The organism is Streptomyces sp. NPDC020731, assembly GCF_044334705.1.
Classification (GTDB): domain Bacteria; phylum Actinomycetota; class Actinomycetes; order Streptomycetales; family Streptomycetaceae; genus Streptomyces.
Map to the genome: position 1 here is coordinate 21009 of NZ_JBIRTN010000032.1, position 26198 is coordinate 47206.

At 72.0% G+C, this 26198-nt stretch carries 12 protein-coding genes and 1 pseudogene; 11 read left to right on the forward strand and 2 right to left on the reverse strand.

The annotated features are described in order from the left end of the window. The first annotated feature begins 66 nt into the window (after nt 1-66). Nucleotides 67-1470: an NAD(P)-binding domain-containing protein gene (locus ACH4VX_RS34040; RefSeq protein WP_398373017.1), complete on the forward strand. Its 1404-nt coding sequence runs from the start codon at nt 67-69 to the stop codon at nt 1468-1470. Nucleotides 1471-1631: 161 nt separating this feature from the next. Beyond that, a complete protein-coding gene (locus tag ACH4VX_RS34045; protein ID WP_398373019.1) occupies nt 1632-2759 on the forward strand; it encodes an MFS transporter in 1128 nt (375 codons plus the stop codon). Nucleotides 2760-3651: 892 nt separating this feature from the next. Here the strand turns inward: ACH4VX_RS34045 and ACH4VX_RS34050 are convergent. Further along, a complete protein-coding gene (locus ACH4VX_RS34050; RefSeq protein WP_398373021.1) occupies nt 3652-4593 on the reverse strand; it encodes a DUF2071 domain-containing protein in 942 nt (313 codons plus the stop codon). A 102-nt stretch (nt 4594-4695) separates the two neighbouring features. Here ACH4VX_RS34050 and ACH4VX_RS34055 point away from each other — a divergent pair, with 102 nt between their 5' ends. Further along, complete coding sequence (locus ACH4VX_RS34055) at nt 4696-5355, forward strand: hypothetical protein (RefSeq protein ID WP_398373022.1); 660 nt, start codon at nt 4696-4698, stop codon at nt 5353-5355. A gap of 540 nt (nt 5356-5895) precedes the next feature. On the opposite strand, the gene ACH4VX_RS34060 is transcribed toward ACH4VX_RS34055, so the two are convergent. Further along, entirely contained in the window at nt 5896-6222 is a 327-nt protein-coding gene (locus tag ACH4VX_RS34060) for a hypothetical protein (RefSeq protein WP_398373024.1), read from the reverse strand. Between the two features lie 432 nt (nt 6223-6654). On the opposite strand from ACH4VX_RS34060, the gene ACH4VX_RS34065 reads away from it, so the two are divergent. The 8 genes and pseudogenes from ACH4VX_RS34065 to ACH4VX_RS34100 form a co-directional block, all read left to right on the forward strand. Beyond that, nucleotides 6655-8598 carry a RiPP maturation radical SAM C-methyltransferase gene (locus ACH4VX_RS34065; protein WP_398373025.1) on the forward strand — a complete coding sequence of 648 codons (1944 nt, stop codon included), beginning with the start codon at nt 6655-6657 and terminating at the stop codon, nt 8596-8598. Continuing rightward, a complete protein-coding gene (locus ACH4VX_RS34070) occupies nt 8595-9539 on the forward strand; it encodes a TauD/TfdA family dioxygenase (RefSeq protein ID WP_398373026.1) in 945 nt (314 codons plus the stop codon). Before ACH4VX_RS34065 ends, ACH4VX_RS34070 begins: the two co-directional genes overlap by 4 nt. A 208-nt stretch (nt 9540-9747) precedes the next feature. Beyond that, nucleotides 9748-11073, forward strand: coding sequence for an MFS transporter (locus ACH4VX_RS34075; RefSeq protein WP_398373027.1), 1326 nt, complete (start codon nt 9748-9750; stop codon nt 11071-11073). Further along, entirely contained in the window at nt 11051-11293 is a 243-nt protein-coding gene (locus ACH4VX_RS34080; RefSeq protein WP_398373029.1) for an MbtH family protein, read from the forward strand. Before ACH4VX_RS34075 ends, ACH4VX_RS34080 begins: the two co-directional genes overlap by 23 nt. A gap of 89 nt (nt 11294-11382) precedes the next feature. Further along, entirely contained in the window at nt 11383-14862 is a 3480-nt protein-coding gene (locus ACH4VX_RS34085) for an AMP-binding protein (RefSeq protein ID WP_398373030.1), read from the forward strand. Between the two features lie 14 nt (nt 14863-14876). After that, complete coding sequence (locus ACH4VX_RS34090) at nt 14877-21824, forward strand: amino acid adenylation domain-containing protein (protein ID WP_398373031.1); 6948 nt, start codon at nt 14877-14879, stop codon at nt 21822-21824. Then, nucleotides 21821-25759 (forward strand): amino acid adenylation domain-containing protein, encoded by a 3939-nt coding sequence (locus ACH4VX_RS34095; protein WP_398373032.1) that lies wholly within the window; start codon nt 21821-21823, stop codon nt 25757-25759. Before ACH4VX_RS34090 ends, ACH4VX_RS34095 begins: the two co-directional genes overlap by 4 nt. Nucleotides 25760-25901: 142 nt before the next feature. Further along, nucleotides 25902-26062 (forward strand): annotated as a pseudogene (locus ACH4VX_RS34100) (IS5/IS1182 family transposase); the annotation flags it as partial. Between the last annotated feature and the right edge of the window lie 136 nt (nt 26063-26198).

Consider the following 26198-nt stretch of genomic DNA (forward strand, 5'->3'; position numbering starts at 1 on the left):
TCGATACAGGTGTCATGCTGGGTCGCGCAAGCCATCGACAGATGTCGAAACACGTAAGGAGTCGCCGTGAACGCGCCCGCCACCACCGAGCTGCCCGTCGTCGTGATCGGGGCCGGCCCCGCCGGCCTGGCCGCCGCCGTCCACCTGCTCGACCGGGGCGTCGAACCCCTGGTCCTGGAAGCCGGCCGGAGGGCCGGCGCCGCGGTGCGCGAGTGGTCGCACGTGCGCCTGTTCTCCACCTGGGGCGAGGTCGTCGACCCGGCCGCCGAGAAGCTCCTCGCCCCCACCGGTTGGACACGGCCCGATCCGGCCGCCTACCCCTCCGGTGGCGACTGGGCCGAGCAGTACCTTCAACCGCTGGCCGACGTCCTCGGCGAGCGCGTCCACTACGGCGCGTGCGTCACTGGTGTCTCCCGGGCCGGCCGGGACCGGATCGTGGACGCCGACCGCGAGCAGCAGCCGTTCGTCGTGCACATCGCCCACGCCGACGGCCGCGAGGAGCGTGCCTTCGCCCGCGCGGTCATCGACGCCTCCGGTACCTGGACCACGCCCGGCCCGGCCGGCGGTAGCGGACTGTCCGCCCTCGGCGAGAAGGCCGCGGCCGACCGGATCACCTACCGCGTCCCGGACCTGAAGGACCTGGGCGTGCGCGCCCGGTACACCGGCAAGCGCACCGCCGTGATCGGCTCCGGCGCCTCCGCCTTCACCGCGCTCGCCCATCTCGCCGACCTCGCCAAGTCCGCCGACGGCGCGGAGACGAAGGGCGTGTGGATCCTGCGCCGGGGCATCTCGGGCTCGACCTTCGGCGGCGGCGAAGCCGACCAGCTCCCGGCGCGCGGCGCCCTGGGTCTGGCGGCGAAGGCCGCCGTCGACGCCGGTCACGCGGACGCGGTCACCGGCTTCCGTACCGAGGCGATCGAGCGCGACGGCGACGGCCGCCTGATCCTGGTCGGCGAGGACGGGCGCCGCCTACAGGCGGTCGACGAGGTGATCGTGCTGACCGGCTTCCGCCCGGACCTGTCCTTCCTGGGCGAGCTGCGCCTGGGCCTTGACGAGCGTCTCCAGGCTCCGGTCGCCCTTGCGCCGCTGATCGACCCCAACCAGCACTCGTGCGGCACCGTCTACCCGCACGGCCACCGCGAGCTCTCCCACCCGGAGCAGGGCGTGTATCTGGTCGGGATGAAGTCCTACGGCCGCGCCCCGACCTTCCTCGCGATGACTGGCTACGAGCAGGTCCGCTCCGTCGCCGCCGCCATCGCCGGCGACCTCGACTCCGCCGACCGCGTCGAACTCACCCTGCCCGAGACCGGAGTCTGTGGCGGCGCCGGCCTGTTCGACGCCCCCGACACCCAGGCGGCCGACGGCGGCGGCTGCTGCGCACCCGCGCCGCAGCTCGTCCGGCTCGGTGCCCCCGCCACGGTCGGCGCCGCTGACGAAGAGGCCCCGGCGGGCGGCTGCTGCGGCTCGTGACCAACCTGGGCACCCCCACGCGCGGGGGCCCGCCCCGCACCGGGGGCCCGGGGCCGGCCCCCCCCCCCCCGCCCCCCCCCGCGGGGGGGGGCGCCGGGGGGGGGGGGGGGGCCGCCCCCCCCCCCCCCGCCGCCCTGCCCGCCCTGTGTGCCACGCAGATCGTGAGCTGGGGCATCGTCTACTACGCCTTTCCCGTGCTCAACCCGCAGATCACCGCCGCGACCGGCTGGTCGGCCGGAGCGACCACCGCGGCGTTCTCACTCGGCCTCGTCGTCTCCGCCCTCGCCGGGATCCGCGTCGGGCGCATCCTCGACCGTCGCGGCCCACGCGCTGTGATGACCGTCGGCTCCGTGCTCGGCGTGGTCAGCATGCTGATCGTGGCCCGCGCCCCGAACGTCCCCTTCTTCATCGCAGGTTGGATGCTGGCCGGGCTCGCGATGGCGGCCACCTTCTACCAGCCCGCATTCGCCGCGCTCACCCGCTGGTGGGCCCCCGACCACGTGCGGGCCCTGACGGTCGTCACCCTCGCCGGCGGGCTCGCCTCCACCGTCTTCGCACCCCTGACCGCGGCCCTCGCCGCCCATCTGTCCTGGCGCCACACCTACCTTGTGCTCGCCGGCGTCCTCGCCGTCGTCACCGTCCCCGCTCACGCCCTGGCACTGCGCGCTCCCTGGCCCGACGCCCCAACGAGCGCTGAGCACGCGGCCGCAGACGCTGCCGGAATCGGGCGCAGCCGACCGTTCCTCCTGCTCGCCGCAGCCTTCACCCTGTCGGGCTTCGCGATGTACGCCGTCGTCGTCGCCCTCGTCCCGCTCCTCCTGGAACGCGGGTACACCACCAGCCAGGCCGCCTGGGCCCTCGGCATCGGCGGCGCCGGGCAGACCCTCGGCCGCGCCCTGTACGCCACCCTCGCCCACCGCACCACCGCCACGGCCCGCACAACGATCCTGATCGCGCTCGGCGGACTGACCACCACCGCCTTCGCCGCCGCCCCCGGCCCCTACGGCCTGCTCATCTCCGTGTCGGTCATGGCCGGCATGGTCCGCGGCAACCTCACCCTGCTGCAGGCCACCGCCGTCACCGACCGCTGGGGCACCACCCACTACGGCCGCCTCTCCGGACTCCTCGCGGCGCCGGCAACCATGGCGGCAGCCCTCGCGCCGTTCGCCGGCGCCGCCCTGGCCGTGCCCCTCGGAGGCTACGGACCGCTCTTCTTCCTCCTGGCCGCCGTCTCTGTGACCGCCGCGTTCACTGCCTCGTGGTCAGCTACCGGCGCCGTACGCTGCTGATCCCCACGGCTCTGACAGCAGCCGCATTCTCAACAGGCCCAAACGAAGCCATTGGGGTGTGACCGAGCGCAGTGCCTGGCCGGCCCGGCGTCCGACCCCGTGGCAAGGGCAGATCCCTGGAACGGACTCGGCCGGTCACCCCGGATTCACCGGACCAGGGCACCATCTCGAGCGGCGCCGGCGGGGCGGCTGCGGCATGCCCCGTACCGCCCGGAGGAGGGTTGCTGCCACAGACGTAATACCAGCACCTCGCGCACGCTCCAGGAGACGGGCCGGCCCCCTGGCTCCGCGGTTCCTGCACTCTCTCTGACCGCGCACCGGCTGCGCAGCCAGGTTGTGCGAGTGCGCAGCCGGTATGCGATCGGGCTGGGGGTGACTACGTGTTTGTGCATTCGGTCGTGGGCGGCTGTGTATCGCTGCTGGGGCCGGTGCTCAGGGCGCGGCGTGCTGCCGGTTGTGTGGGCCTGGAGTCGACCGGGGCGGTGGTGGGGGTGGGTGGGATGCGTTCGGCGGCGAGGAGTGCGCGGGGTGCGGGCGGCAGCTGGGGCGGGAGGTCTGTACGGCTGGGGCCGGTACCCAGCAAGCGGCGATGAGTCATCGGGTGATTGTCTCCCCTCACGCCGTACCGGGCGTGAGGGGTTCCGGTTTGCGAGACCCGGCTGCGGCAATGTGCAGCTGCGCAATGGTCCGCGCGCCGCTGCCGGCCAGGGCGAGCGCGGTGCCGGCGAACGGCAGGAGGCGTGGTGGCCGGGAAGGGCGCCCTGTCGTCACACCGGACCGCTGCCGGCGTGACGCAGGCCGGACCGGGCGAGGCCGGCGGGGCCACGAGGACGGTGGGCAGCCGCGGGTGGACGCGGTCGGTGGACAGATCGATGAGTGCTGTCACCTGGTGTCAGATCGGATCGCGCTCTTCTGTCTCAAAGCGAAACTTCACGTGCGGTACCAGGAAAGCGAAAGGTTCGGCATCGCCGACAAGGGCACTGGCCGCGATGGAGACAACTGGCCCGGTGAGCGCCCTACAGGCTTCGAGAGGGATGCCCAGGGAAATCTCCTGCCGGGTCACCCGCCCGTGCCACGGCTGTACCGACAGCGCACGGTCCTGAGGGACGCAGTAGGCCAGCATCTGCTCGTAGTCGGAAAATGCGCGGCGCCACGGTCCGTCCGCCGGCCACTCAGGCAGCGGGTGGAGATGGGCCTCAGCGTCCGGTGCGGTGCCGCGCCCCGGATCCAGAAGCAGGTCGATCCGGCTGCCCTCCGGAGCAACCAGGGATGCCCGTTCGAGAACGTGCATGGGCAGCGCCTCGGCAGTCATACGGGCGCCAAGGGCGTGGAACGTGTGGTCGATAGCGGTGCTCAGGAAGTAGACACCCCTGGCACCTGTGCGCCGGTGGTGTACGTACACACGCCAGTTGCTCTGCAGCGGCGAGGGCAGCAGTCGCCGCCACCGGCCGAGCAGCGTCGGCCCCAGGTGCCCGTGGCGGTAGGTCAGGAAAGTCAACATCGCCTGGTCACCGGCCTCGCCCATGCGCTGCAGCTCCAGGCCCGGAGGAATCAGTGGCGCGATGCGGTGAGCCCCCACCACGTAGTTGACATAGACGACGTCGGTGATGTCGCTGACGAAACCCACCGGTGGAATGCGCTCGCCCAGAGCCCGCAGCAGCCTGCTGTTGGCCACCCAGTTCAGCGGCGCAGCGAGCCGGCCTCGTGGGTGGATCCATGGCGCGTACCGTCCATACCTGGTCTGCTGACGAGTACGACGCAGCACGCGCTCGACGGCCCAAGTCGCTGAGCCGGCCGACAGGACCAGACCGAGTACGGCGAGGAATGCGAGCATGAAGAAAGTATGACCATCGCAGTGAGCCCGTTCACTGGTACCCCGACAGCGCACCCTGCACGAAGACGGTCCGCGTAAGATCATCGCCCGAGGGGTGGTGGCATGATCATGAGGAACTACCGGTGGTGCGTGGCGACCGCGGCGGCACTGCTACTGACCGGCTGCGGCGGTGGCGGTGGCACGGAGAACGGCAGCGGGAACGGCAAGGCGGTGGCGCTCACGAGGGAACAGGTCCGGGAGGCGCTGCCGGACGGCGAGGCCATGACGGGCTGGAAGGAGTCCGCTCGGCCCACGGCCGTCGAGATGGACAAGCTCTACCGTTCGCAGGCCTGCCCCATCAAGGACAACGCGGGCTGCGAGAACTCCCGCTTCTACGGCGCCTCGACCTTCCGACACGACGACAGCGCCGCCAACGTCACCTTTCTGATCATCGCCTACGACAACGAACAGGCCGCCCGTGAGGCGTACGACGTGCTCTGGGACGGCTACTACGGCAAGAGGGCGGGACAGAGGGCGAAGACGTTCAGCCTCGGCCCGATCGGTGACGAGCGCGACGCCCGGTTCGGTTCCTCCGGCTTCCGCGGCGAGCCCGGCGCCGTGACCCAGACCCGGGTCGGCGCGACGCTGCTGTGGACCGAGGCGGCTTCCGCAGGCAAGGGCGGCATCGACGAGGACGGTGTCCGGGACCTGACCGCGGTGCTCGCGGAGCGGGCCCGACAGGCTCAGAACGGGGACGCGCCTTCCGCCGCGCTCGGCGGCTGACCGGGCAGCCACGCCGGGACCCGCGCCGCTGCCGGGGAGCAGAGGAGTTACGCCGCCGTTGTCGCCCCCGGCCGGGCCGCGACGTTCATGGCCGCCGACGCCGCCCTCACCCACCTGCCCGCGCCGACCGCATCCATCCTGTCCGGGGCACCCGCCCGGTGGGTGACCTCTCCCGCCGCGAACTCGCCACCATGCGTACCCGGATGCGGCGCGATGGGTGCCGGCGGACGGGACTGCGTCACCAGGTACGACGGCGATGTCGAGACGGCCTTGGGGATTCTGCAGGCCAGGGTGTTTCAGGAGGAGTACGGCGGCGATGCCCGCTACCCAGGTCCGGAGGACCTGTATGCGGACGAGGAGTTCATGGGCGCAGAAGGCACCCGTACGATCCTCGACATCGGCAGGGTTGTTGCCACGGAGGCTCCGCCGACGCGGTCCGGTATCGCCGACTACGGCACCCTGCGCCCTCTGGCACTCAGCCGCGCGGTGCACCGGCTACTACGTCGTCCTCCACTCCGACACAGGGGGCCGCGCCCCTCGTTAAAGCACGGTCCAGTCGCCGGGGGACTGCCCGGGCCGCGCCAGCCAGTACAGGAAGGCTCCCGTGCCCTCCTCGAACGCCCACGGCAGGACCCTCGTCCCCGCCTCCCGCAGGCCGGCGGGCTTGTCTTCGAACTCCCACAGGTCGGTCAGGATCTCGTCCCGTTCCGTCGTCTGCGCGTGCAGGTCACAGTCGTCGTAGGCGGAGTCGGGGACGAGCAGCCGGATCGTCTCGTCGAAGATGCCGTCGCCGTATGCCTCGACGAGCTGCTTGTAGCCGGCGGGCAGATTCGTACCTGGGGCGTTCTCGGCTTGCGCCCAGTCCACAGGGGGTGGCGGCTCGGCGGACAGAGGCGGACGAGCGCATCGAGGGCGGTCATGAAACGGACGCTACCGGCACACCGGCCGGTACCCGTGGGAGGGTCGGCAGGCCAGGCGAAGCTCCGTAGCGGAACCCGGCCGGTACCCGCGTGCCGGGGTGGAGACCTCGGCACGCTGAGAGCTGTGTCCGTCGGATGCTCGACGAGCGCGCACTTGGCCGGATCGTCCCCCCGCCCACGGCCCTGTCGTCCCGCGTGAGGACCGGCTGCCACGCCTGCGAAATCTTCGGCGAACACACGTCGGACCACGGCGAACGCACCTGCGCAGCAGCAGGGAAAGATCCCGAGTCAATCCGGATCCCATCCCGCACCCGTCGGAATTCCCGTTGGCCTGAACATCCCTGCCGACTCAATCCATGGCGCACTAGACTCAGAACGAATGATTACGGGGAGGCTGCAGTTGTTGCATGTCGCTTTAGTAAACATGCCATTTGCCGACTGGAATCGTCCGTCATTCGCCCTGGGACAGTTGTCGACTCTCGTTCACCGGGAGTTCGACGACCGGGCGCGAGCGTATGTGTGCTATCCCAACCAGGACATGGCCGAGTTTTTTGGGACACGTCTGTACGAGGCCCTCTCCGTGAGTCACGATCATGTGGACACAGGGATCGGGGACTGGCTGTTCCGGCACATCGCCTTTCCCGGCGAGGCCGACACTGCAACCGAGTACTTCCAGCGCTACTACCGGGGTGCCCGGTGGGCCGACTTCCGTGAGCAGATCCTGTCGGCGCGGGACGGGCTGCGGGAGTTCTGTGAGGAACTGATCGACCGCTACCGGCTTGACGAGGCCGACATCGTGGGGTTCAGTTCGATGTTCGCCCAGCATGTGCCGAGTATCGCCCTGGCGCGGCTGATCAAGGAGCGCAGCCCGCGGACGCTCGTCGTGCTGGGCGGGGCGAACTGCGAGGCGCCCATGGGCTCGGTGGTCGCCGAGCATGTGCCGGCCGTCGACTTTGTTTTCTCCGGGCCCGCGCTGAACACCTTCGGCGAGTTCCTGCAGTGCGTCCTCGACGATGACCCGAAGCGCGCCGATGCTGTTCCGGGAATCCTTTCCGAGCGGAACTGCCGAGACCCGCGCTTCCGCAAGGCCATCGGTGCGGAACGCGATATCGATGACTTCTTCCTGCCCGACTACGACAGTTTCTTCGAGGCGCTGGAGAGCCATCCGGAACTGCGGCGCACGGGGACCAGTAAACCCATGCTGTTCTTCGAGACGTCCCGCGGCTGTTGGTGGGGACAGCGTTCGCACTGCACCTTCTGCGGGCTGAACGGCGAAAGCATGGCCTTTCGGGCCATGGCTCCGGACCTGGCCGTCCAGCAGTTCGAGTGGTTATTTGGCTTCGCGCCCACCTATACCTCGCTCTTCTGCACGGACAATGTCATGCCGCGTAATTACTCGCGCGAGGTCTTCCCCCGGCTCACCCCGCCGCCGGGGGCCGAGATCTTCTACGAGGTCAAGCTTCCACTGAGCCGTCAGGACCTGCGCGCCATGACGGACGCGGGCGTCACCGTCGTCCAGCCCGGCATCGAGGCGCTGTCCTCCTCGACGCTCAGACTGATGGGCAAGGGCACGACCGCGTTCCAGAACCTGCAGTTCCTCAAGAACTGCGAGGAGTTCGGGATCAAGCCCGAGTGGAACCTGCTGATCGGCTTCCCCGGCGAGGACCCGGTGGTCTACCGCAAGTACGTCGAGGAACTGCGCGACTTCGTCCACCTGGTGCCGCCGCACGGCGTATACATGGTGCGCTTCGACCGCTTCAGCCCCTACTTCAAGCGGAGCGACGAGTACGGGCTCGTCCTGAAGCCGGTGGACTACTACTCCCTCACGTATCCCTTCGACGAGCCGGCGCTGGCCGATCTCGCGTACTTCTTCGCCGACCAGAACCTGGCGCCGTACATGCTCGACGCGGTCGAGTGGCACGACGAGTTGAGCGGGCTGGTCACCCAGTGGCGTGCAGCCTGGTACGGGGAGGACGGAGCGGCCCGTCGGGAGCTGCGGCTGGTCGCCGACGACGACGGCCGGCTCACGGTCCGTGACTCCCGTGCCGGGGCTCTCCGGACGCACCCGACCGACGCGGTGACCGGCCGGCTGCTGCGTCGGCTGTCCTCGCCGGTCAAGCCCGAGCAGCTGGCCCGGGACTGGCCGGAGGGACCGGACGACCTGCGGCAACGTCTGGACACGCTCACCGAACAGCGGTTCCTCTTCGCGGAGAACGGCCGGGTGATGAGCCTGGTGCTGACCGGAGCGGACGACGAGACCGAGGAGCCCGCCACCGCCGGTGCCCGGCGGATGCTGCCGCTGTTGTCGGAGGCACCGCGATGACGGTCGGGACCACCCCGATGCTCCCGCTGGTCGTCGAGGGGCACGGCGAGTCGGCCGTCGAACGGCTGCGTGCCCGGCGGGAGGAACTCCGGGCCGCGCTGCGCGAACGCGGTGCGCTGCTGCTGCGCGGCTTCGACGTCGGGGGCGCCGACGGCTTCGCGGACATCGTCCGCGAGCTCTCCGGCGAGCCACTGCCGTACACCGAGCGTTCCTCCCCCCGGAGCGTGATCAAGGGGAACGTCTACACGTCCACCGACTACCCGCCCGGTGAAGAGATCTTCCTGCACAACGAGAACTCCTACCAGGCGAGTTGGCCGCTGACCCTGTACTTCCACTGTGTGCACCCGCCGCTGACCCGGGGCGCCACGCCGCTGGCCGACACCCGGCGGGTACTGGCCGCCGTCGACGACGAGGTGCGCCGGGAGTTCGCCCGGCGCGGCTGGATGGTCGTACGCAACTACGGCGACCTGGTCGGCCTGCCGTGGCAGAAGGCGTTCGCCACCGAGGACCGCGCGGAAGTCGAGCGGTACTGTCGGCAGCGGGACATCGGGACACAGTGGCTGCCCGGCGGCGGGCTGCGCACCCGGGCGGTACGGGAGGCCGTGCACCAGCATCCGGTGACCGGCGAACCGGTGTGGTTCAACCACGCGACGGTCTTCCACGTCACCACGCTGCCGGAGTCGGTCCGGCTCGGGCTGCTGGAGATGCTGGGCGAGGAGAACCTCCCCAGCCAGACCTACTACGGCGACGGCGGACCGATCCCGGACACCGTCATGGATCATCTCCGGGCCTGCTACCGGGTCGCGGTGACCCGCTTCGACTACCGTGCGGATGACGTCCTGGTGGTCGACAACATGCTGGTCTCGCACGGCCGCGAGCCGTTCACGGGGCCCCGCCGGATCGCGGTCGCCATGGCGGAGCCGTACATACCCGACCGCTAGGAGATGTCGTTTGGATCTTGCCGAGCCGGGCGGGGTCCGGCACGCACCTCCGCGGCGTTGCCGTCGGTCCTCGACGCTCCGCGTCGACTCCCTCCTCCGCCTCGCGGCCGCACGCACCGGACCCCGCCCGGCTCGGCTGTGAGGCGCCGTCGCCCGAAGCCGGCCTGCTCCGAACGACACCCCTCAGCCCCAGGACGGAAGACCTCGCATGATCGCGCGTTCGCTCTGGTCCAACCGGGACTTCTCCGTCTTCTGGGCGGTCCAGGCGCTGTCCGAGGTCGGCAACGCCTTCTCCCTGGTGGCGCTTCCGCTGCTGGTGCTGCACGCCACCGGGTCGGCGGCGCAGATGGGGTTGCTCACGGCCGTAGCCGGCGCCACCTCGCTGCTCACCGGTCTGGTCGGTGGCGCCTGGGCCGACCGCTTCGACCGGCGGCGCCTGCTGATGCTGTGCGATGCCGCCCGACTGGTGCTGTACGGCGCGATCCCGGTCTGCTGGGCCCTGAACCCGCAGATCTGGCTGCTGTACGTGGTCATGGCGTTTGCCTCGGTCTTCGAGATGCTGTTCAGGATTACCTATGTCACCGCCGTGGCGAACCTCGTCGACGCGGAGCAGATCGTCGCGGCGAACGGCCGGCTGGAAGCGACGAACGCGATCGCGTACATCGCCGGCCCGGCCCTGGCCGGTGTGGTGGCCGGGTTCTTCGGGCCGACGGCCGCCATCACCATCAATGCGGGCAGCTTCGGGATCTCCCTGGTGGGCCTGGCGTTCATCAGGCTCAGGCCCACGGCGTGGCCGTCGGCCGACGAGGCCGAGAGCAAGGCGGCCCGGGCACAGGACCCGCGCTCCGGCTTCCGGATCGGCGCCGCGTTCCTGTGGCGCACGCCGGTGCTGCGGTCGCTCACCGTGCTGCTGACCGTCACCACCTTCCTCAGCCTGGGCATGACCGATGTGTTCATCTACCATCTGCGGCACGGTCTGGAGCAGGACGAACGCACGGTGGGTTACGTGCTCGCGCTGGCCGGGCTCGGCACCTGTGTGGCCGCCGCCGCGACCGCCAGGCTGCGCCGTTCCTGGGGGTTCGGCCCCTGCTGGCTCGGCGCGATGAGTCTGTGCTCGGTGTCGGTGCTGGTGCTGGTGCTGGGCGGCACGGGTCAGGTGGCCGTGGCGGCCGTGACGATCTGTCTGTACTCCTTCGGCATGGCACTGGCGGGCGTCTGCTCGATGTCCCTGCGGCAGCAGGTCACGCCGGACCATCTGCTCGGCCGGGTCACCTCCGCGTTCTGGACGATCCACGGCAGCCTCGCGCCCCTCGGCGCGGCCCTGCTCACCGCCTTGGTCGGCCGGCTGGGGGCACGAGGACCGCTGACCGCGGTGGCCGTCGTCTTCCTGGCCGTGGTCGTGGCCGCCGCCTTCACTCCCATCCGACAGCGCCACCCGGAGCGGACCGCCGTACAGCTCCCGCAGACGCAACCCACCGATGCGTCGCTATCACGAGAGGAGAGTCATGGGGATGACGCCGAAGCCCGACGATGACGACCGGCTGTACAAGGTCGTGGTCAACCACGAGGAGCAGTACTCCATCTGGCCCGCCGACCGGGACAACCCGGCCGGGTGGTCGGACGCGGGCAGGACCGGCCCGAAGTCCGACTGCCTCGCTCATATCGAGGACGTGTGGACCGACATGCGTCCGCTGAGCCTGCGCCGTCGCCTGCGGGCGGGTGAACAGGACGTACCGGACGGACGGAACGGATAGGGCAGGCCGGTGGCGGAGGGCGCCGACCGGACGGGCCGACTCCCGGTCCGTCACCACACCCGCCGTACCGCGAACCAGGGGAGGCCATCGTGCACGACGACCTGGAAACACGACCGACGACCCGCTCGGCGGGGGCGCCCCGGCTGCCGCTCTCCCACGGCCAGGAAAGACTCTGGTACCTGGAGCAGATCGCCGCCGCTGCGCCGGTCCACCACGTGTCCGCCGCCACCCTCGTCGAGGGTCCGCTGGACGCCGGCCGATTGGCGTCCGCTCTGCGGGGCTGTGTCTCCAGCCACGAGCTGCTCCGCAGTACCTTCGACGATCGCGGGGACGGGCCGCGCCGTACCGTCCGTGCGACGGCCGAGGTGCCGCTGCGGCGACTGGACCTCGAGAAAAGAGGATCCACGCCGGGGACGGACACCCGGGAGGGATCCGTGCCCGAGGCGGAGCTGCGCGGTGTGCTGGCCGAGGAGAGCGTCCGGCCCTTCGCGCTCGACGGTGGGCCCGCGCTGCGCGCCACCCTGGTGCGCACCGGCGAGGAGCGGCACGTGCTGCTGCTCACGGCACACCGCATCGTCGCCGACCGGACCTCGCTCACCGTGCTGGAGCACGAACTGGCCTGCCATTACGCAGCATCGAGCGAGGGCCCGGCGCAGCTGCCGCCCCTGAACGCGGAACGGCCGGCCCCGGAGCGGAAAACCCTGGACGAGGGGCTGCCGTACTGGAAGGGGCGGTTGGCGGATCTCCCGCCACTCGGCCTGCCGCTCGACCGGACCCGGCCGAGGACACCGACCCACCGGGCGACGGGCCGCGGACTGCTCCTCGACGCCCGGCACACCGAGGCCCTGCGGCGGCTGGCCCGCGAGGAAGACGTACCGGCGTGGACGGTACCGGCGGTCGCCTTCACGGTGCTGCTGGCGCGCTGGACGGGTCGGCACGACGTGGTGTTCGGCACCCCCGTGGACCGTCGTCCGCCGGCGTCCGCGCGGACAGCATTCGGGCCGTACGAGGATCTGCTCCTGCTGCGGGCCGATCTGACAGGCCGTCCCTCCTTACGGGAAGCGGTCCGTCGCGTCGCACGCACCCGGGACGAGGCGGAGCGGTACGCCGGTGTCCCCTTCGGACGGCTCGTCCAACTCTTCGGTCAGGAAGGGGACTCGAATCGCCACCCGCTCTGTCAGGCGGTCTTCGCCGTGACGGGGGCGCGGCGTACAGGCTTCACCGCAGCGGGGCTCACCACGTCCGCGCTCATACTGGACGACGCGACCGTCCCCTACGACGTGCAGTGCACGGTGACCGATGACGAGGGGCGGGGCGACCTCGGGGCCGAGCTGCGCCTCGCGTCCGACCTGTGGCTGCCGGAGTCGGCCGACCGCATGGCGACCGCCTTCCGCACACTGCTCACCGCCCTCGCCGAGACCCCCGACCGGCGGATCGGGGAGATTCCGGTGCTGTCGCCCGAGGACCGGGTTCGGGTCGACGCCTGGAACGCCACCGACCGTCCCCTGCCCGAACCGGCCACCGTGGACGGCCTGTTCCTCGCGTGGGCGGACCGCACCCCGCAAGCCCTCGCCCTCACCGACCGCACCGGAACCTGGACGTACGCGCGGCTGCGGGGGCGGGCCGACCGAGTCCGACGGACCCTGATCGCGGCCGGCATCAGCCCGGACTCCGTCGTCGCCCTGCACATGCGCCGCTCCGCCGACCTGGTCACGGGCATGCTCGGCGTGCTCCTGGCCGGCTGCGCCCCTCTCGTCCTCGACCCCGGCCACCCCGAGGAACGACTGCGGTTCATGGCCGACGACGCCGAGATCTCGGCCGTCCTCAGCCGCGCCGAACCCCCCGCCTGGCTGTACGGCCTGGGCGTACCCGTACTGCGACTCACCGACGTGGAACACGACAGCGCCGGTCCGGCCGCCCCGCACCGGCAGGGGCCTGCGCCGGCCGACCGGGAACCCGACACGTCTGCCGCACCTGGGCCCCCACCCCCCCGGGCCGTCGCCACCGGCCCGGAGCGGCAGGGGCCCCCGGCAGCCGGCCCGACACACGACTGGCCTGTGGCCGCCGGTCCGGAGCACGTCAGGCATTGCCCCGTCGGCCCGCTTCCGCGGTCCCGCTCCCACCCCGTCGGGCTGGCCGCGGTGGTGCACACCTCCGGGTCGACCGGGCGGCCCAAGGCCGTCGGGATACCCCATCGGGCCGTCGTGCGGCTGATCACCGCGACCGACTACGTGTCCATCGGCCCCGGCGACGTCCTGCTGCACCTCGGCGACCCGGCCTTCGACATCACCGCCTTCGAGGTGTGGGGGGCGCTGTGCAACGGCGCCCAGGTGGAAGTGCTGCCCGGCGACGAGCCCCTCGGGCCCGACGAGGTGCTGGCCGCGCTGCGCGAGCTGCGGCCGACGATCGTCGCCCTCACCGGCACCCTCTTCAACCGGGTGGCCGACATCGACCCGAGGGCTTTTGGCGGACTGCGCCATCTCTTCGTCGTCGGAGAGGTGATGGACCCCCGTCGCACGCGCGCGGTGCTGCGCGGCGGCGCGCCGCCCGAGCACCTGCACAACGGGTACGGTCCGAGCGAGAACGCGACGTTCTCCACGACCCACCTGGTGGACCGGCTGTCCGAGGACACCCCGAGAGTGCCCATCGGCTCCGCCCTCACCAACACCACGCTGCACGTGCTGGACCAGGAGCTGGGCCCCGTGCCGATCGGGGTGACCGGCGAGTTGTACGTCGGTGGGCTGGGGGTCGCCCGGGGTTATCTGGGCCGCCCGGGCCACACCGCGGAGCGCTTCCTGCCGGATCCGTTCGCCTCGGGGCCGGGCGCGCTGATGTACCGCACCGGCGACCTGGTGCGAAGGCTCCCGGACGGGGCGCTGGACTTCCTCGGCCGGGCCGACCAGCAGGTGAAGATCCGTGGCTACCGCGTCGAGCCGGGGGAGGTCGAGGCGGCGCTGCTGGCCGGCGACTACGTGCGCGAATGCGTCGTGCGGGCGGTCGACGTCGCCGGGGACCGGCGGCTCGTCGCCTACGTCGTCCCCGGGCCGGGGCGCCGGCCGTCCCCACCGGAGGTGCTGGGCGGGCTGCGGGACCGGCTGCCGTCACACATGGTGCCCGGCCATGTCGTCCTGCTCGACGAACTGCCCACGACACCCAGCGGGAAGATCGACGGACGGGCGCTGCCCGGCATCGCCGAGGACGCGGCCGGCCCACCGGACGCTGACACCGTGCCGCCGAGGACGGCGACGGAGCGCGCCCTGTGGGGGATTTGGGCGGATGCCCTGCGCGTGCGGTCCTTCGGGGTGCACGACAACTTCTTCCTCGTCGGTGGTCACTCGCTGCTGGCCTCGGTGGTGCGCGCCTCGGTCCGCGAACGGCTCGGAGTGCGCCTGCCGTTGCGCACCCTGTTCGACGTGCCGACCCTGGCCGGCCTCGCCGCCGAGGTCGAGCAGGCCGCCGACGAGGCGGCGGTCGTACCGGCGTCCGCGCGGGCGGACGACTCGGTACAACTCGACGGCCTGGTGGCCGAACTGGAGCGGCTCGCCGAGTCCCGGCGCGCCGAGGGATGAGCGGAGGGAGCCGCATGGCGCGCACCACGAAGACGGCCGACACGATCGACGCGGATCTGCGGGGCAGGATCGAACGTCTCCCCGCCGGGCAGCGGGCCCTGCTACGACAGCGCCTGTGGGAGAAGGGCGCCCCGACCGGGCTGCCCGTCCTGGACGACGACGGGGAGGCCCCCGCGTCCTTCACCCAGCGCCGGATGGCGTTCCTGTCCGGGCTGGATCCCGACAGCCCGGCCTACCACAGCCCCGTCGTGCACCGCCTCGCCGGACCGCTGGACGACACTGCCCTCGAAGCCGCCCTCAACGACCTGCTGCGCCACCATGCCGTCCTGCGCACCGTCCTTCCGGTCCGGGACGGCCGTACCGTGCAGCGGGTCCTGCCACACCGGCATCGTGCGCTGCCCGTCGTTGACCTGTCCGGGCTGCCCGGGCACGACCGGCAGGCGGAGGCCGAGCGACTCGCGCGGGCGGACGCCGGGGAGCGGTTCGACCTGGCCGAGGGACCGCTGATGCGGTTCCGGCTGCTCCGCCTCGCCGCCGACGACGCCATCCTGGTACTCACCTTCCACCACGCGGTCGTCGACGGCTGGTCGCTGGGCGTCCTCCTGAGCGATCTGGGCACCGCGTACGGGGCGCGCCTGGACGGACAGGCGCCCGAACTGCGCGCCCACACGGTGCAGTACGCCGAGTACGCCCGCTGGCAGCACGAGTGGGCCGAAGGCGCCGAGGCCGCCGACCAGTTGGACTACTGGGAGCATCGACTGGCCGGTGCCCCGGACCCGATGCCGCTGCCCGCCGACCGTCCCCGCCCCGAGCGCCCCGAGGGACGCGCCGAGTCCACGATGTTCACCGTTCCCACGCCCCTCACCGACGAGTTGCGGAAGGTCTCCGCGCGCACCGGCAGCACTCTGTTCATGGTGCTGCTCGCGGCGTTCCAGATCGTGCTCGCCCGGTACGGCGGCCACGACGACGTGGTGGTCGGCACCCCCGTCGCGAACCGGCGCTACCGCAGCTTCCATGATCTGGTCGGCTTCTTCGCCAACTCGGTCCCGTTACGCTCGCGTGTCCCCTCGGAGGCGTCCTTCGAGGACTTCCTCACCGAGGTCCGCACAACGTGCCTGGAGGCGTATGAGAACCAGGACGTGCCCCTCGACCTGGTCGCCCGACGGCTGCACCCGGAGCGCAGCCCAGGCCGGAACCCGATCTACCAGGTCAACTTCACCCTGCACAACACGCCGCCACGTCCGGTTCGTACCCTGCCGGGCGGGATCGGTCTCACTCCACTGGACCACCTGGACCACGACGCCGCCCGCTTCGACCTCGACCTGAACGTCTGGGAGACCGACGCCGGGCTGGAGGGCCGGCTCATCCACGCCACGGACCTGTTCGACACGGCGACCGGTGAGCGGCTCGCCCGATCGCTGGGTGTCCTGCTCGACGCCGTGGCCGCCGCCCCGGACACACGGGTCGGTGAACTGCCGCTGCTGACGGCCGTGGAGAGCGAGCAGGTCCTGCGCGAGGGTCACGGCGCACCTGCCGACCGCCCCGAGGACGCACGCGTGGACCGGCTCTTCGCCGAGCGGGCGCGCACCGCCCCCGACGCGGTGGCCGTGTCGGCGCCAGGCCGCGCCGACCTGACCTTCCGGGACCTCGACCGCCGCGCCAACGGCCTCGCCCACCGGCTGCGTGGCCTTGGCGCCGGTCCCGGCCGCGTAGTCGCGGTGCTGCTGCCCCGCACGCCCGAAGCGCTGGTCGCGCTGCTCGCCGTGCTGAAGAGCGGCGCCGCGTACGTGGCGCTCGACCCGGCCTATCCGAAGGCCCGGTGCGATCACATGCTGCACGACAGCGGGGCCGTGCTGCTGGTCACGGACGCACGACCGGGGGGCCCGGCGGTCCCGTCCGTCCCGACCGTCGTGGTGGACCCGGACCGGGTGGCCGAGGAGGCGACCGGGCTCCCGCCGGAGGGGGACGGCGGGCCCGACGACCTGATGTACTTGATGTACACCTCCGGCTCGACCGGCGGGCCCAAGGGCGCCATGCTCTCCCACCGCCAGGTCGCCAACTACCTGTTGTGGGCGGTGGAGACGTACCTGCCGCCCGGGGCGGACGGCGCCGTCCCCGTGCACTCCTCACTCTCCTTCGACCTGACCGTGACGAGCCTCTTCGCCCCGCTGCTGGCCGGCCGGCGCCTGCTGCTCGCCGACGACTCCGGCACACCCGGTGAGGCCCTGCGCGCCTCGGCCGAGGCGGACACCGGCCTCGCCTTCGTCAAGCTCACCCCCTCGCACCTGAAGATGCTGGAGGGCTCCGCGGCCCCCGCGCGTACCGGGGCGTGGACCCGCACCCTGGTCGTCGGCGGCGAGGAACTGCACGAGGAGCGGCTCGCGGTCTGGCGCACGGGTGCCGGAGCGCCCCGGATCGTCAACGAGTACGGTCCGACGGAGACCGCCGTGGCCTGCGCCGCGTACGACAGCGCGCATCCGGTCGGTGGCTTCGGCCGGGTGCCGATCGGCAGGCCCGTGCACCACGTGCGGCTGTATGTGCTCGACGAGGCGATGAACCCGGTGCCACCGGGCGCGCCCGGAGAGCTGCACGTCGGCGGGGCGGGCGTCTGTCACGGCTACTGGAACCGCTCAGGCCTGACGGCGGAGCGGTTCGTCCCCGACCCCTTCGGCAAAGAGCCGGGCGGACGTCTGTACCGGACCGGTGACCGGGTGCGCCGGACGGCCGGCGGAGACCTCGAGTACCTGGGCCGCCTCGACGACCAGGTGAAAATCCGCGGTCACCGGGTCGAGCCGCAGGAGGTGGCCGCCGCGCTGGCCCGGGATCCGGCGGTCCGGGAGGCCGCCGTGATCGCGCACGGCCCCACCCCCGGGCCCCGGCAGCTGGTCGCCTTCGTCAGCCCCGACGTCGGCGCACTGCCGGACGCGGCGTCCGAGACGGACTGGGTGAGCCGCTGGCGGACGCTGTACGAGGACACCTACGGCTGCGCCGAGCGACCCGCCGACCCGTCGTTCGACCTGGCCGGCTGGAACAGCAGCTACACCGGCGAGCCGATCGAGGCCGACGCAATGCGCGAGTGGCTCGACGCGACGGTCGACCGCATACGCGCGCTGCGGCCGAGCCGGGCCCTGGAGATCGGCTGCGGCACCGGCCTGATCCTCGCTCGGGTCGCCCCCGACTGCGACTTCTACCAGGGCGTCGACCTGTCCGAGGAGGTCATCGAACGGCTGCGGCGTGAGATCGGCACCACCGTCGCCCCCGAGCGGATCGGTCTGCGGGCCGACCCCGCCCATCTCGCGGTCCGCCCGGGCGAGACGTACGACACCGTGATCCTGAACTCCGTGGTCCAGTACTTCCCGTCCGCGGACTACCTGTTGGCGGTCCTGGAGCGGGCGATCGACGCGCTGCCCGCCGGCGGTCAGGTGTTCCTCGGCGACCTGCGCAACCTCGCCCTCCTGGACGCCTTCCACGCCTCCGTCGCCGCCCACCGGGCGAAGCCGGGCACGCCCGACGCCGTCCTGCGCGCCGATACCACCTGGCGCGTGGAGACCGAGAACGAACTCTGCCTCGACCCCCGGTTCTTCTGCGGACTGACCGCACGGTGGCCACGGGTCGGCTCGGTAAGGGTCCTGCCGAAGCGGGGGAGGACCGACAACGAACTGACCCGGTACCGCTACGACGTCGTCCTCACCGTCACCGGCGAGCGCACGGCGGACGACGGCCCCGGGGCCGGGTCGGCAGGGTCACCGCCGGAGAGGGACTGGCAGGCGGAGGGCCTGGACGCCGACGGCGTGGACGCACTGCTCGGCGCCGAACGCCCCGATCGGCTCGTGCTGCGCGGCATCCCCAACGCCCGGCTGGCGGGGGACCTGCGGTTGCTGGCCCGGCTCTCCGGCGCGGCGCCGGACGCCGTACCGCGGGGCGTCGACCTGGAGGAGCTGTGCCGCCTGGCCGGTCGCCACGGGTACGAAGCCGAACCGAGCTGGGCCGAGGGACGGCCCGACGGCTCCTACGACCTGCTGCTGCACCCCCGGGGAACGCCGCCGACGGCGCTGCCGTCGGTCGTCACCGCCACGGAGCCGCACCGGCTCGCCACCGCACCGCTGTGGCGGCCCGCGGCTCTCGCCGCACTGCCCGGGATCGAGTCCCGGCTCGCCGAACGCCTGCCCGGCCCTCTTCTCCCCGCCCGCTACGTCGTGCTGCGCCGGATCCCGCTCAACGCCAACGGTAAGGTCGACCGTGCCGCGCTCACGGACCTGCCGCTGACAACCGAGGACGACGCCGGGGACTCCGGGGTGCGGCCGGAGGCCGAACTCACGTCCACGCAACGGCGGATGGCCGCCATCTGGAGCGAACTGCTCGGCCGCGACGATATCCGTGCCGAGGACGACTTCTTCGACCTCGGCGGGCACTCCCTGCTCACCTTCCGCCTCGTGTTCCGGCTGCGGGAGGAGTTCGAGGTGGAGGTGCCGATCCGCGGGCCGTTCGACGCCTCGACACTCGGCGCGCTGGCCGCCCTCGTCGACGGCCTGGCCGCCGAGAAGAACCGGCCCGTGCTGCCCGCACTGGCCCCCGCAGAACGGGACGGGACCCTACCGGCCTCCTTCGCCCAGGAACGCCTGTGGTTCCTCCACCAGATGGACCCGGGCACCGCCCGGTACAACTTCCCGGTCCTCGTCCGGCTGACGGGCGAACTCGACGTCGGCCTGCTGCGCCGGGCGGTGGCGGAGATCGTACGGCGGCACGAGGTACTCAGGACCGTGATCACCGTCCGTGACGGGCAGCCGTTCCAGACCGTACTGCCCGCCGAACCGCCCGCGCTCCCGCTCACCGACCTGACCTCCTACCTGCCGGAGCGACGGGAACCGGAGGCGCGGCGGCTGGCCAGGGAGCAGTACGCCGAGCCCTTCGACCTGGCCACCGGGCCCGTACTGCGGGCCGGGCTGCTCCGGCTGGACGCAGCGGACCACGTTCTGCTGCTGACGGCCCATCATGTGACGGTGGACGGCTGGTCGGCCGCCGTCCTGCTGGACGAGCTGGCCGAGCTGTACACAGCGGGCCGCGAACACCGAGCGCCCCGCCTGCCCGAACTGCCGGTGCAGTACGCGGACTACGCGGTCTGGCAGCGCCGGCTCGCCGAGGCCGGTCACTTCGACCGTCTGGTGGAGCACTGGACGGCACGCCTGGGCGGCATCCTCGACCTGCCGGGGTTGCCCTTGGACCGGCCGCGCCCGGCACACCCCGAAAACCGGGGCGAAAGCCTGCGTTTCCGCATCCCGGCCCCGGCCGCGGACGGGATGCGCGCGCTGTGCCGGGAGGAGGACAGCACCCTGTTCATGGCGCTGCTCGCCGCCCTGTACGCGGTGGTGAACCGGCGGACCGGGGAGACCGATCTCGTGGTGGGCTCGGACGTCGCCGGCCGCTCCGACAGCCGGACCGAACCGCTGATCGGCTTCTTCGTCAACCAGATCGTGCTGCGCGCCGACCTCACGGGCGCCCCGACCTGGCGCGAACTGCTGGGCCGCACCAAGGACGTGGCGCTGGACGCCTACGCGCACCAGGACCTGCCGTTCGAGGAGGTCGTTAAGGCCCTCGGCCCGCCCCGCACCCGCAACCAGAGCCCGCTGTTCCAGATCAAGCTGGTACTCAACAGCAACCGGCGGGCCGCCGACGCCATGGCCGGCCTGCGGCTGAGCCCGTTCACAGTGGACCTCATCGACACCAGCCGATTCGACGTCACCCTCGTCCTGGAAGAGGACGACGACGGGGTCGCCGGGTTCCTCAACTACGACCCCGACCTCTTCGACGCGTCGACCATGGAGGAACTGCGCGAGCAGTACGTCGCGCTGGTCGCGGACATGGCCGCCCGACCGGACGCCTCGATCGCCGAAGCACCCCTGCCCACGACGGCTCCCACGGCCCGTTCCACGCCGGGCCGGGCCGGGCGGCGCGGCCCCGGGGCCCTGCGCGGGATCAAGCCCACCAAGATCGCCGTGACCTCGGACGACGTGGTCGTACGGGAGCCGCTGCGGGACGGGGCCGACCTGCCGCTCGTACTGCGCCCGGCCAGCCTCGACGTCGACCTGGTGGCCTGGGCCCGCTCGCACCGCACCCGGCTCGACACCGATCTGGAACGGCACGGCGCCCTGCTGTTCCGGGGATTCGCCGTCACCGACCCGGACGCCCTGGAACGCTTCGCCTCCGTGTTCGTCGACGACCTCTTCGGCGAGAACGGCGAGCACCCGCGCGCCGCACTCGGCGGCAACGTCTACACGCCGGTGTTCTTCCCACCGGAGGAGAAGCTGCTCTGGCACAACGAGAACTCCTTCAACGACGAGGGCCCGACCCGCATCTGGTTCTGCTGCGCCCGCCCGGCCGACTCCGGCGGCGAGACACCCCTGGTCGACAGCCGCGCCGTCCACCGAAGGCTGGACCCGGCGGTGCGCGAGGAGTTCACCGCCAAGGGGGTCATGTACGTCCGCAACTACGGCACCGGGCTCGGCCTCGACTGGCGGGACGTCTTCCGGACCGGGGACCGGGACGAGGCCGAGGCCCGCTGCGCCCGGCAGGGACTGAGCTACGAGTGGCACGGCGACCGCCTGCGCACCACGGCCGTACGGCCCGCAGTGCTGCGCCATCCGCGCACCGGCGAGTGGTCCTGGTTCAACCAGGCACAGCACTGGCACACCGCCTGCCTCTCCGCAGAGGTACGGGAGTCCCTGCTGTCCACCATGACCCCGGCGGAACTCCCGCGCAGCTGCCGCTTCGGAGACGGCACAGAGATACCCGACGAGGTGATGCACGAGATCCTGCGGACCTACCAGGAGCTGGAGGTCTCCTTCCCCTGGGAGCGCGGTGACGTGATGCTACTGGACAACATCCTCACCGCCCATGCCCGTAACCCCTTCCGTGGCGAGCGTGAACTCCTCGTCGCCATGGGCGACATGGTGAGGTATCAGTGACGGCGGAGGCGGAGCAGGTGCGACAGGTGGAGGGGTTCCGGCTGTCGTTCCGGCAGCGGCGACTGTGGGAGCTCGCCGAACGCGGCGTGCCGTTCTGGGCGCAGGTGCTCGTCACCGTCGACGGCGAGCTGGACACGGACCGGCTCACGGCCGCGCTGCACGACACGGTGGCCCGGCACGAGATCCTCCGCTCGGTCCACCGGCGGGTGCCGGGTGCCCGCACCGCGCTGCTCGTCGTCCACGACGCAGACCGTACGGGCCCGCGCTGGTCCCACGAGGAGCTGGGCCACCTGGACGAGACGGCGCGCCTTTGCAGGATCGACGAGGAGGTCCGCGCCCGGCGGAAGCTGCCGCACGGCGGGCCGGACGATCCGGTGCTGCGGGCCACCCTCTTCGCCCTCGGCCCCCGCCGGCACATGTTGCTGCTCACCACCACCGCCCTGGCCGCAGACGGCCACACGCTGCGGTTGCTCGTCGACGAGCTGGCCGAGCGGTACGCGGGCACACCGCCCACCGACGAGGTGCTGCAGTACAGCCAGTTCGCCGAGTGGCAGCACCAGGAGTTCGGTGAGGAACCACCGCACCCGGCACCGGGCGGCCCCGCCCCACGGCTGTCCCTGCCGCTGCGCCGGCCTCCCGGCCCCGGTCGGCCGGAGCGCCGTACCGTCACCGCGCCCCTGCCGGACGCCGTCACGACGGCCGTCCACGACTACGCGCGGCGGCGGCGCGTGCGGCCGGGGGCTGTGCTGCTCGCCTGCTGGCAGACGCTGCTGGCCAGGATCGGCGGACAGCACCGCGTCACCGTCGACGCGCTGCTCAGCGGCCGGGAGTTCGAGGAGACCGCCACCGTCCTCGGCCACTTCGCCCAGTGGGCGGAGATCACCGCGCGGACCGGCCCCGGTCTGGTCCTTGACGCCCTCGCCGCCCGCGCGGAACGCGCCCTGTCCGACGCCGAGGAGGCCCAGCAGGACGCCCCGTCCTCGGGGGCCGCGGAGCAGGCGGGGCGCGACATCGGCTTCGTCTGCGCGGACGCCCCCGCACCACGGTGCGCCGCCGGGATCACCTTCGCCGTGGCCTGGGACGACGTCGAAACCGAGTCGCACGCCCTACGGCTGACCTGCGCCCTGAGAGCAACGGAGGGCCGCACGACCTGGCATTACGACGGCCGACAGTTCGACGACGCCTATGTCCGGGTGCTCGCCGGCCAGTACGCCGTACTGCTCGCCGAGCTGCTGACCGCGCCCGCCACCCCCGTGGGCGAGGCGAGTCTGCCTCCCGCGGCCGGCGCCGCCCGGCTGCGGGCCCGGCTCCCGGAGCCGGCGGACGGCCGGTGTCTGCACGGCCTCGTCGAGCGGCAGGTCCAACGATCCCCGGACGCCCTCGCCGTCGTGGCCGGAACCGATCGGCTGACCTTCCGGGAACTCGACACGCAGGCGGACCGGTGGAGCGGCGTACTGCGCGCCCAGGGCGTCCGCGTCGAAACCCCGGTGGCAGTGCGGGCGGCCCCCTCGGCCGCGCTGGTCGTGGCCCTGCTGGCCGTGCTCAAAGCCGGAGGGACGTACGTGCCGCTCGATCCGCTGCTCCCGCTCCTCCGGACCCGGGAACTGCTGGAGCGGGCCGGATGCCGCACGCTGCTCACCGACCGTCCGGACGAGGCGGCGGCCGAGGGCGTCACCTGCCTCGACCTGCGCGACCTGCCACCCGCCGGCATGGACGCGGAAGCTGAACCCGGACCGCCGTACGAGGCAGGCCCGGACCACCTCGCGTACATCATGTTCACCTCCGGCTCCTCCGGAACACCGAAGGGGGTGATGCTGCCCCACCGGGCTGTGTGCGACTACCTGCTGTGGAGCTCTCGAACGTACGTCGCTTCAGGCGCTGTTCGCGACGACGGCAAGGACGGTGACCAGGGCGACTGCGCGGGTGGCCGGGATGGCGGGGGCGGAGCGATGGCGCACTCCTCGATCGGCTTCGACCTCACCGTGACGAGTCTGTTCCTGCCGCTGGTCACCGGTCGTCCCGTCCTCCTCGACCCCGCCTGGCGGGACGCCCTCGCTCTCTCCGCGGATCTGGCCGATCGGACCGGCCTGGACCTGCTCAAACTGACCCCGTCACACCTGAAGGTGGTCAACCATGCCGTGGAGCCACGGAACTTCACCGGCACCACCGGCTCCCTCGTCCTCGGCGGTGAGGCTCTGGACAGGAGTGCGGTCGACACCTGGACGGCACACGCCCCGGGGACGAGGATCTTCAACGAGTACGGGCCGACCGAGACCGCCGTCGGCGTGTGCGTGCACGAGGTGGGCGCCCACGACGGCCCCGGCCCCGTCCCCATCGGCCGGCCCATGGACCACGCCGAGGTCCTCGTCCTGGACGAGGACCTCACCCCCGTGCCGGTGGGCGTGCCGGGTGAGATCTACATAGGCGGCACAAGCCTCGCCCGCGGATATCTGGGCGCCCCGGCCGCCACCGCCGAACGGTTCGTACCGCACCCCTTCTCACCGGAGCCCGGCCGCCGCCTCTACCGCTCGGGCGACCTCGCCTGCGTCGGCCCGGACGGCCTGATCCGGTACCTGGGGCGGGGGGACGACCAGATCAAGGTCAACGGGGTACGGGTGGAGCCCGGGGAGATCCGGTCCGCGCTGCTGCGCCACCCCGGTGTGCGGGACGCCGCCGTCGTCCTGGTCGCGGACGAGGAATGCGGCGACCACCTGGCCGCCTGTATCGTCGCCGACGACGTCCACATCACGACGACGCAGGACCTGCGCGACCATCTGGCCGAGCGGCTGCCGGCCCAACTGGTGCCGACCGCATATGCCAGGACCGAGGCGATACCCCTCACATCGAACGGCAAGGTGGACCAGGCCGCGGTGCGATCCCTCGTCCAGGCCGGCGGCACCGGGTCCCCGGTCTCGTCGGCGGGCGGGGCCGGCACACCGCCGGCCGACCCGATGGAGGCCGCCGTGGTCCGGGTCTTCGAGGAGCTGCTCGGCGTCGCCCCCGTCGGCGCGGACGACGACTTCTTCACCCTCGGCGGCCACTCCCTGCTGGCCGTACGGCTGATCGCGCGGCTCAACGGGGAGTTCCACACCGAACTCCCGGTCCCCGTGCTCTTCTTGGAACCGGAGGCGGGGCCGGTGCCGGATCATGAGGTGGGGCGGCCCGGAAGGACGGCCACACCGAAGCACCTGGCCCGGCTGCTCAAGGCGCGCAACGCAGCCTTGCATGCCCTTCCGGACGACATCGTGGCACTGAGGCCCCGGGGTGAGGGCACCCCGCTGTTCTGCGTCCACCCGGCAGGCGGCGAGGCCACCGGCTTTCGCCATCTCGCCGCCTGCCCCGAGCTGCGCGGCCCGCTGTACGCCCTCCAGACATCGGCGGACGGTGCCGACCACGAGGACCGGAGCGTCGAGGCGCTGGCCGCCCGCTATCTGGCGGCCGTACGCGCGGTGGCACCGACCGGCCCGTATCTGCTGCTGGGCTGGTCCATGGGCGGGTTGGTGGCCTTCGAAATGGCCCGGCTGCTCGAACTGCAGGGTGAACGCGCCGAGATGGTCTTCCTCGTCGAGAGCTACCTCTCCGCACAACTCCCGGAATTCGACGAGGACGACGAGCGGGAGAAACCGGGTCCCCCAGCGGCGAAGGAGGACATGAGCGCCGCCGAGTCGCTTCGGCTGGACCTCCGACGGCGCACCAACCTCGCCCATCTGCGGGCCGCCCGGGCCTACCGCCCGTCGCGGTACGTCGGCCCGGTCGCACTCGTCCAGGCCGACAAACAGGACGCGGACTTCCGGCGCACCGCGATCCGCTCCTGGTCCTGCGTCTGTGCCCCCGCCCGGCTGACCCACCACGTCCTGGAAGGAGACCACCTGACCCTGTTCGAGCCACCGTACGTCACCGAACTCGCCCGCCTGATCGACCGGACGACGCGGTAGTCCACCGGACGCGGGAGCGTGGTTCGCGTCGGCGCCGTGACCATCGGCTCCCGGTCCACGGACGCCGCACCGAAGTGGAGGTGAGAACGACCGGTCAGCGGCTTGAAGTCGCTGCGGCCCGCAGCTCGTCCCAATCCAGGGCGACGCCACCCAGCTGCTGCCCCTGCTCGACCAGACCCCGGCAGCCGCCGGGCCGGTCGGCCGGCCCCGACGCCGCCCGGACATGCTCTTCGCCGACCGCGGCACGACCAGTACCGCCGGCTCCTTCGCGAGCGAGGCATACGCCCAGTGATCGCCGAACGCGCCACGGGGGTCTGTACGGTGATCGGTGTAACTCCCGAGCAGGAAGCGGAAGTTGATGACCGACGTGAGTGTCACCGAGACCGAGGGTCGGGCAGAGGAGCCGGCGGCGGGTGTGGATGACGAGCTGGTCGCCCAA

What these genes read in the sequence shown, in the direction of transcription:
- ACH4VX_RS34050 (WP_398373021.1), bottom strand. Translation starts at nt 4,593, where the DNA reads ATGCTCGCATTCCTCGCCGTACTCGGTCTGGTCCTGTCGGCCGGCTCA.
- ACH4VX_RS34055 (WP_398373022.1), top strand. Translation starts at nt 4,696, where the DNA reads ATGATCATGAGGAACTACCGGTGGTGCGTGGCGACCGCGGCGGCACTG.
- ACH4VX_RS34065 (WP_398373025.1), top strand. Translation starts at nt 6,655, where the DNA reads ATGATTACGGGGAGGCTGCAGTTGTTGCATGTCGCTTTAGTAAACATG.
- ACH4VX_RS34070 (WP_398373026.1), top strand. Translation starts at nt 8,595, where the DNA reads ATGACGGTCGGGACCACCCCGATGCTCCCGCTGGTCGTCGAGGGGCAC.
- ACH4VX_RS34075 (WP_398373027.1), top strand. Translation starts at nt 9,748, where the DNA reads ATGATCGCGCGTTCGCTCTGGTCCAACCGGGACTTCTCCGTCTTCTGG.
- ACH4VX_RS34080 (WP_398373029.1), top strand. Translation starts at nt 11,051, where the DNA reads ATGACGCCGAAGCCCGACGATGACGACCGGCTGTACAAGGTCGTGGTC.
- ACH4VX_RS34090 (WP_398373031.1), top strand. Translation starts at nt 14,877, where the DNA reads ATGGCGCGCACCACGAAGACGGCCGACACGATCGACGCGGATCTGCGG.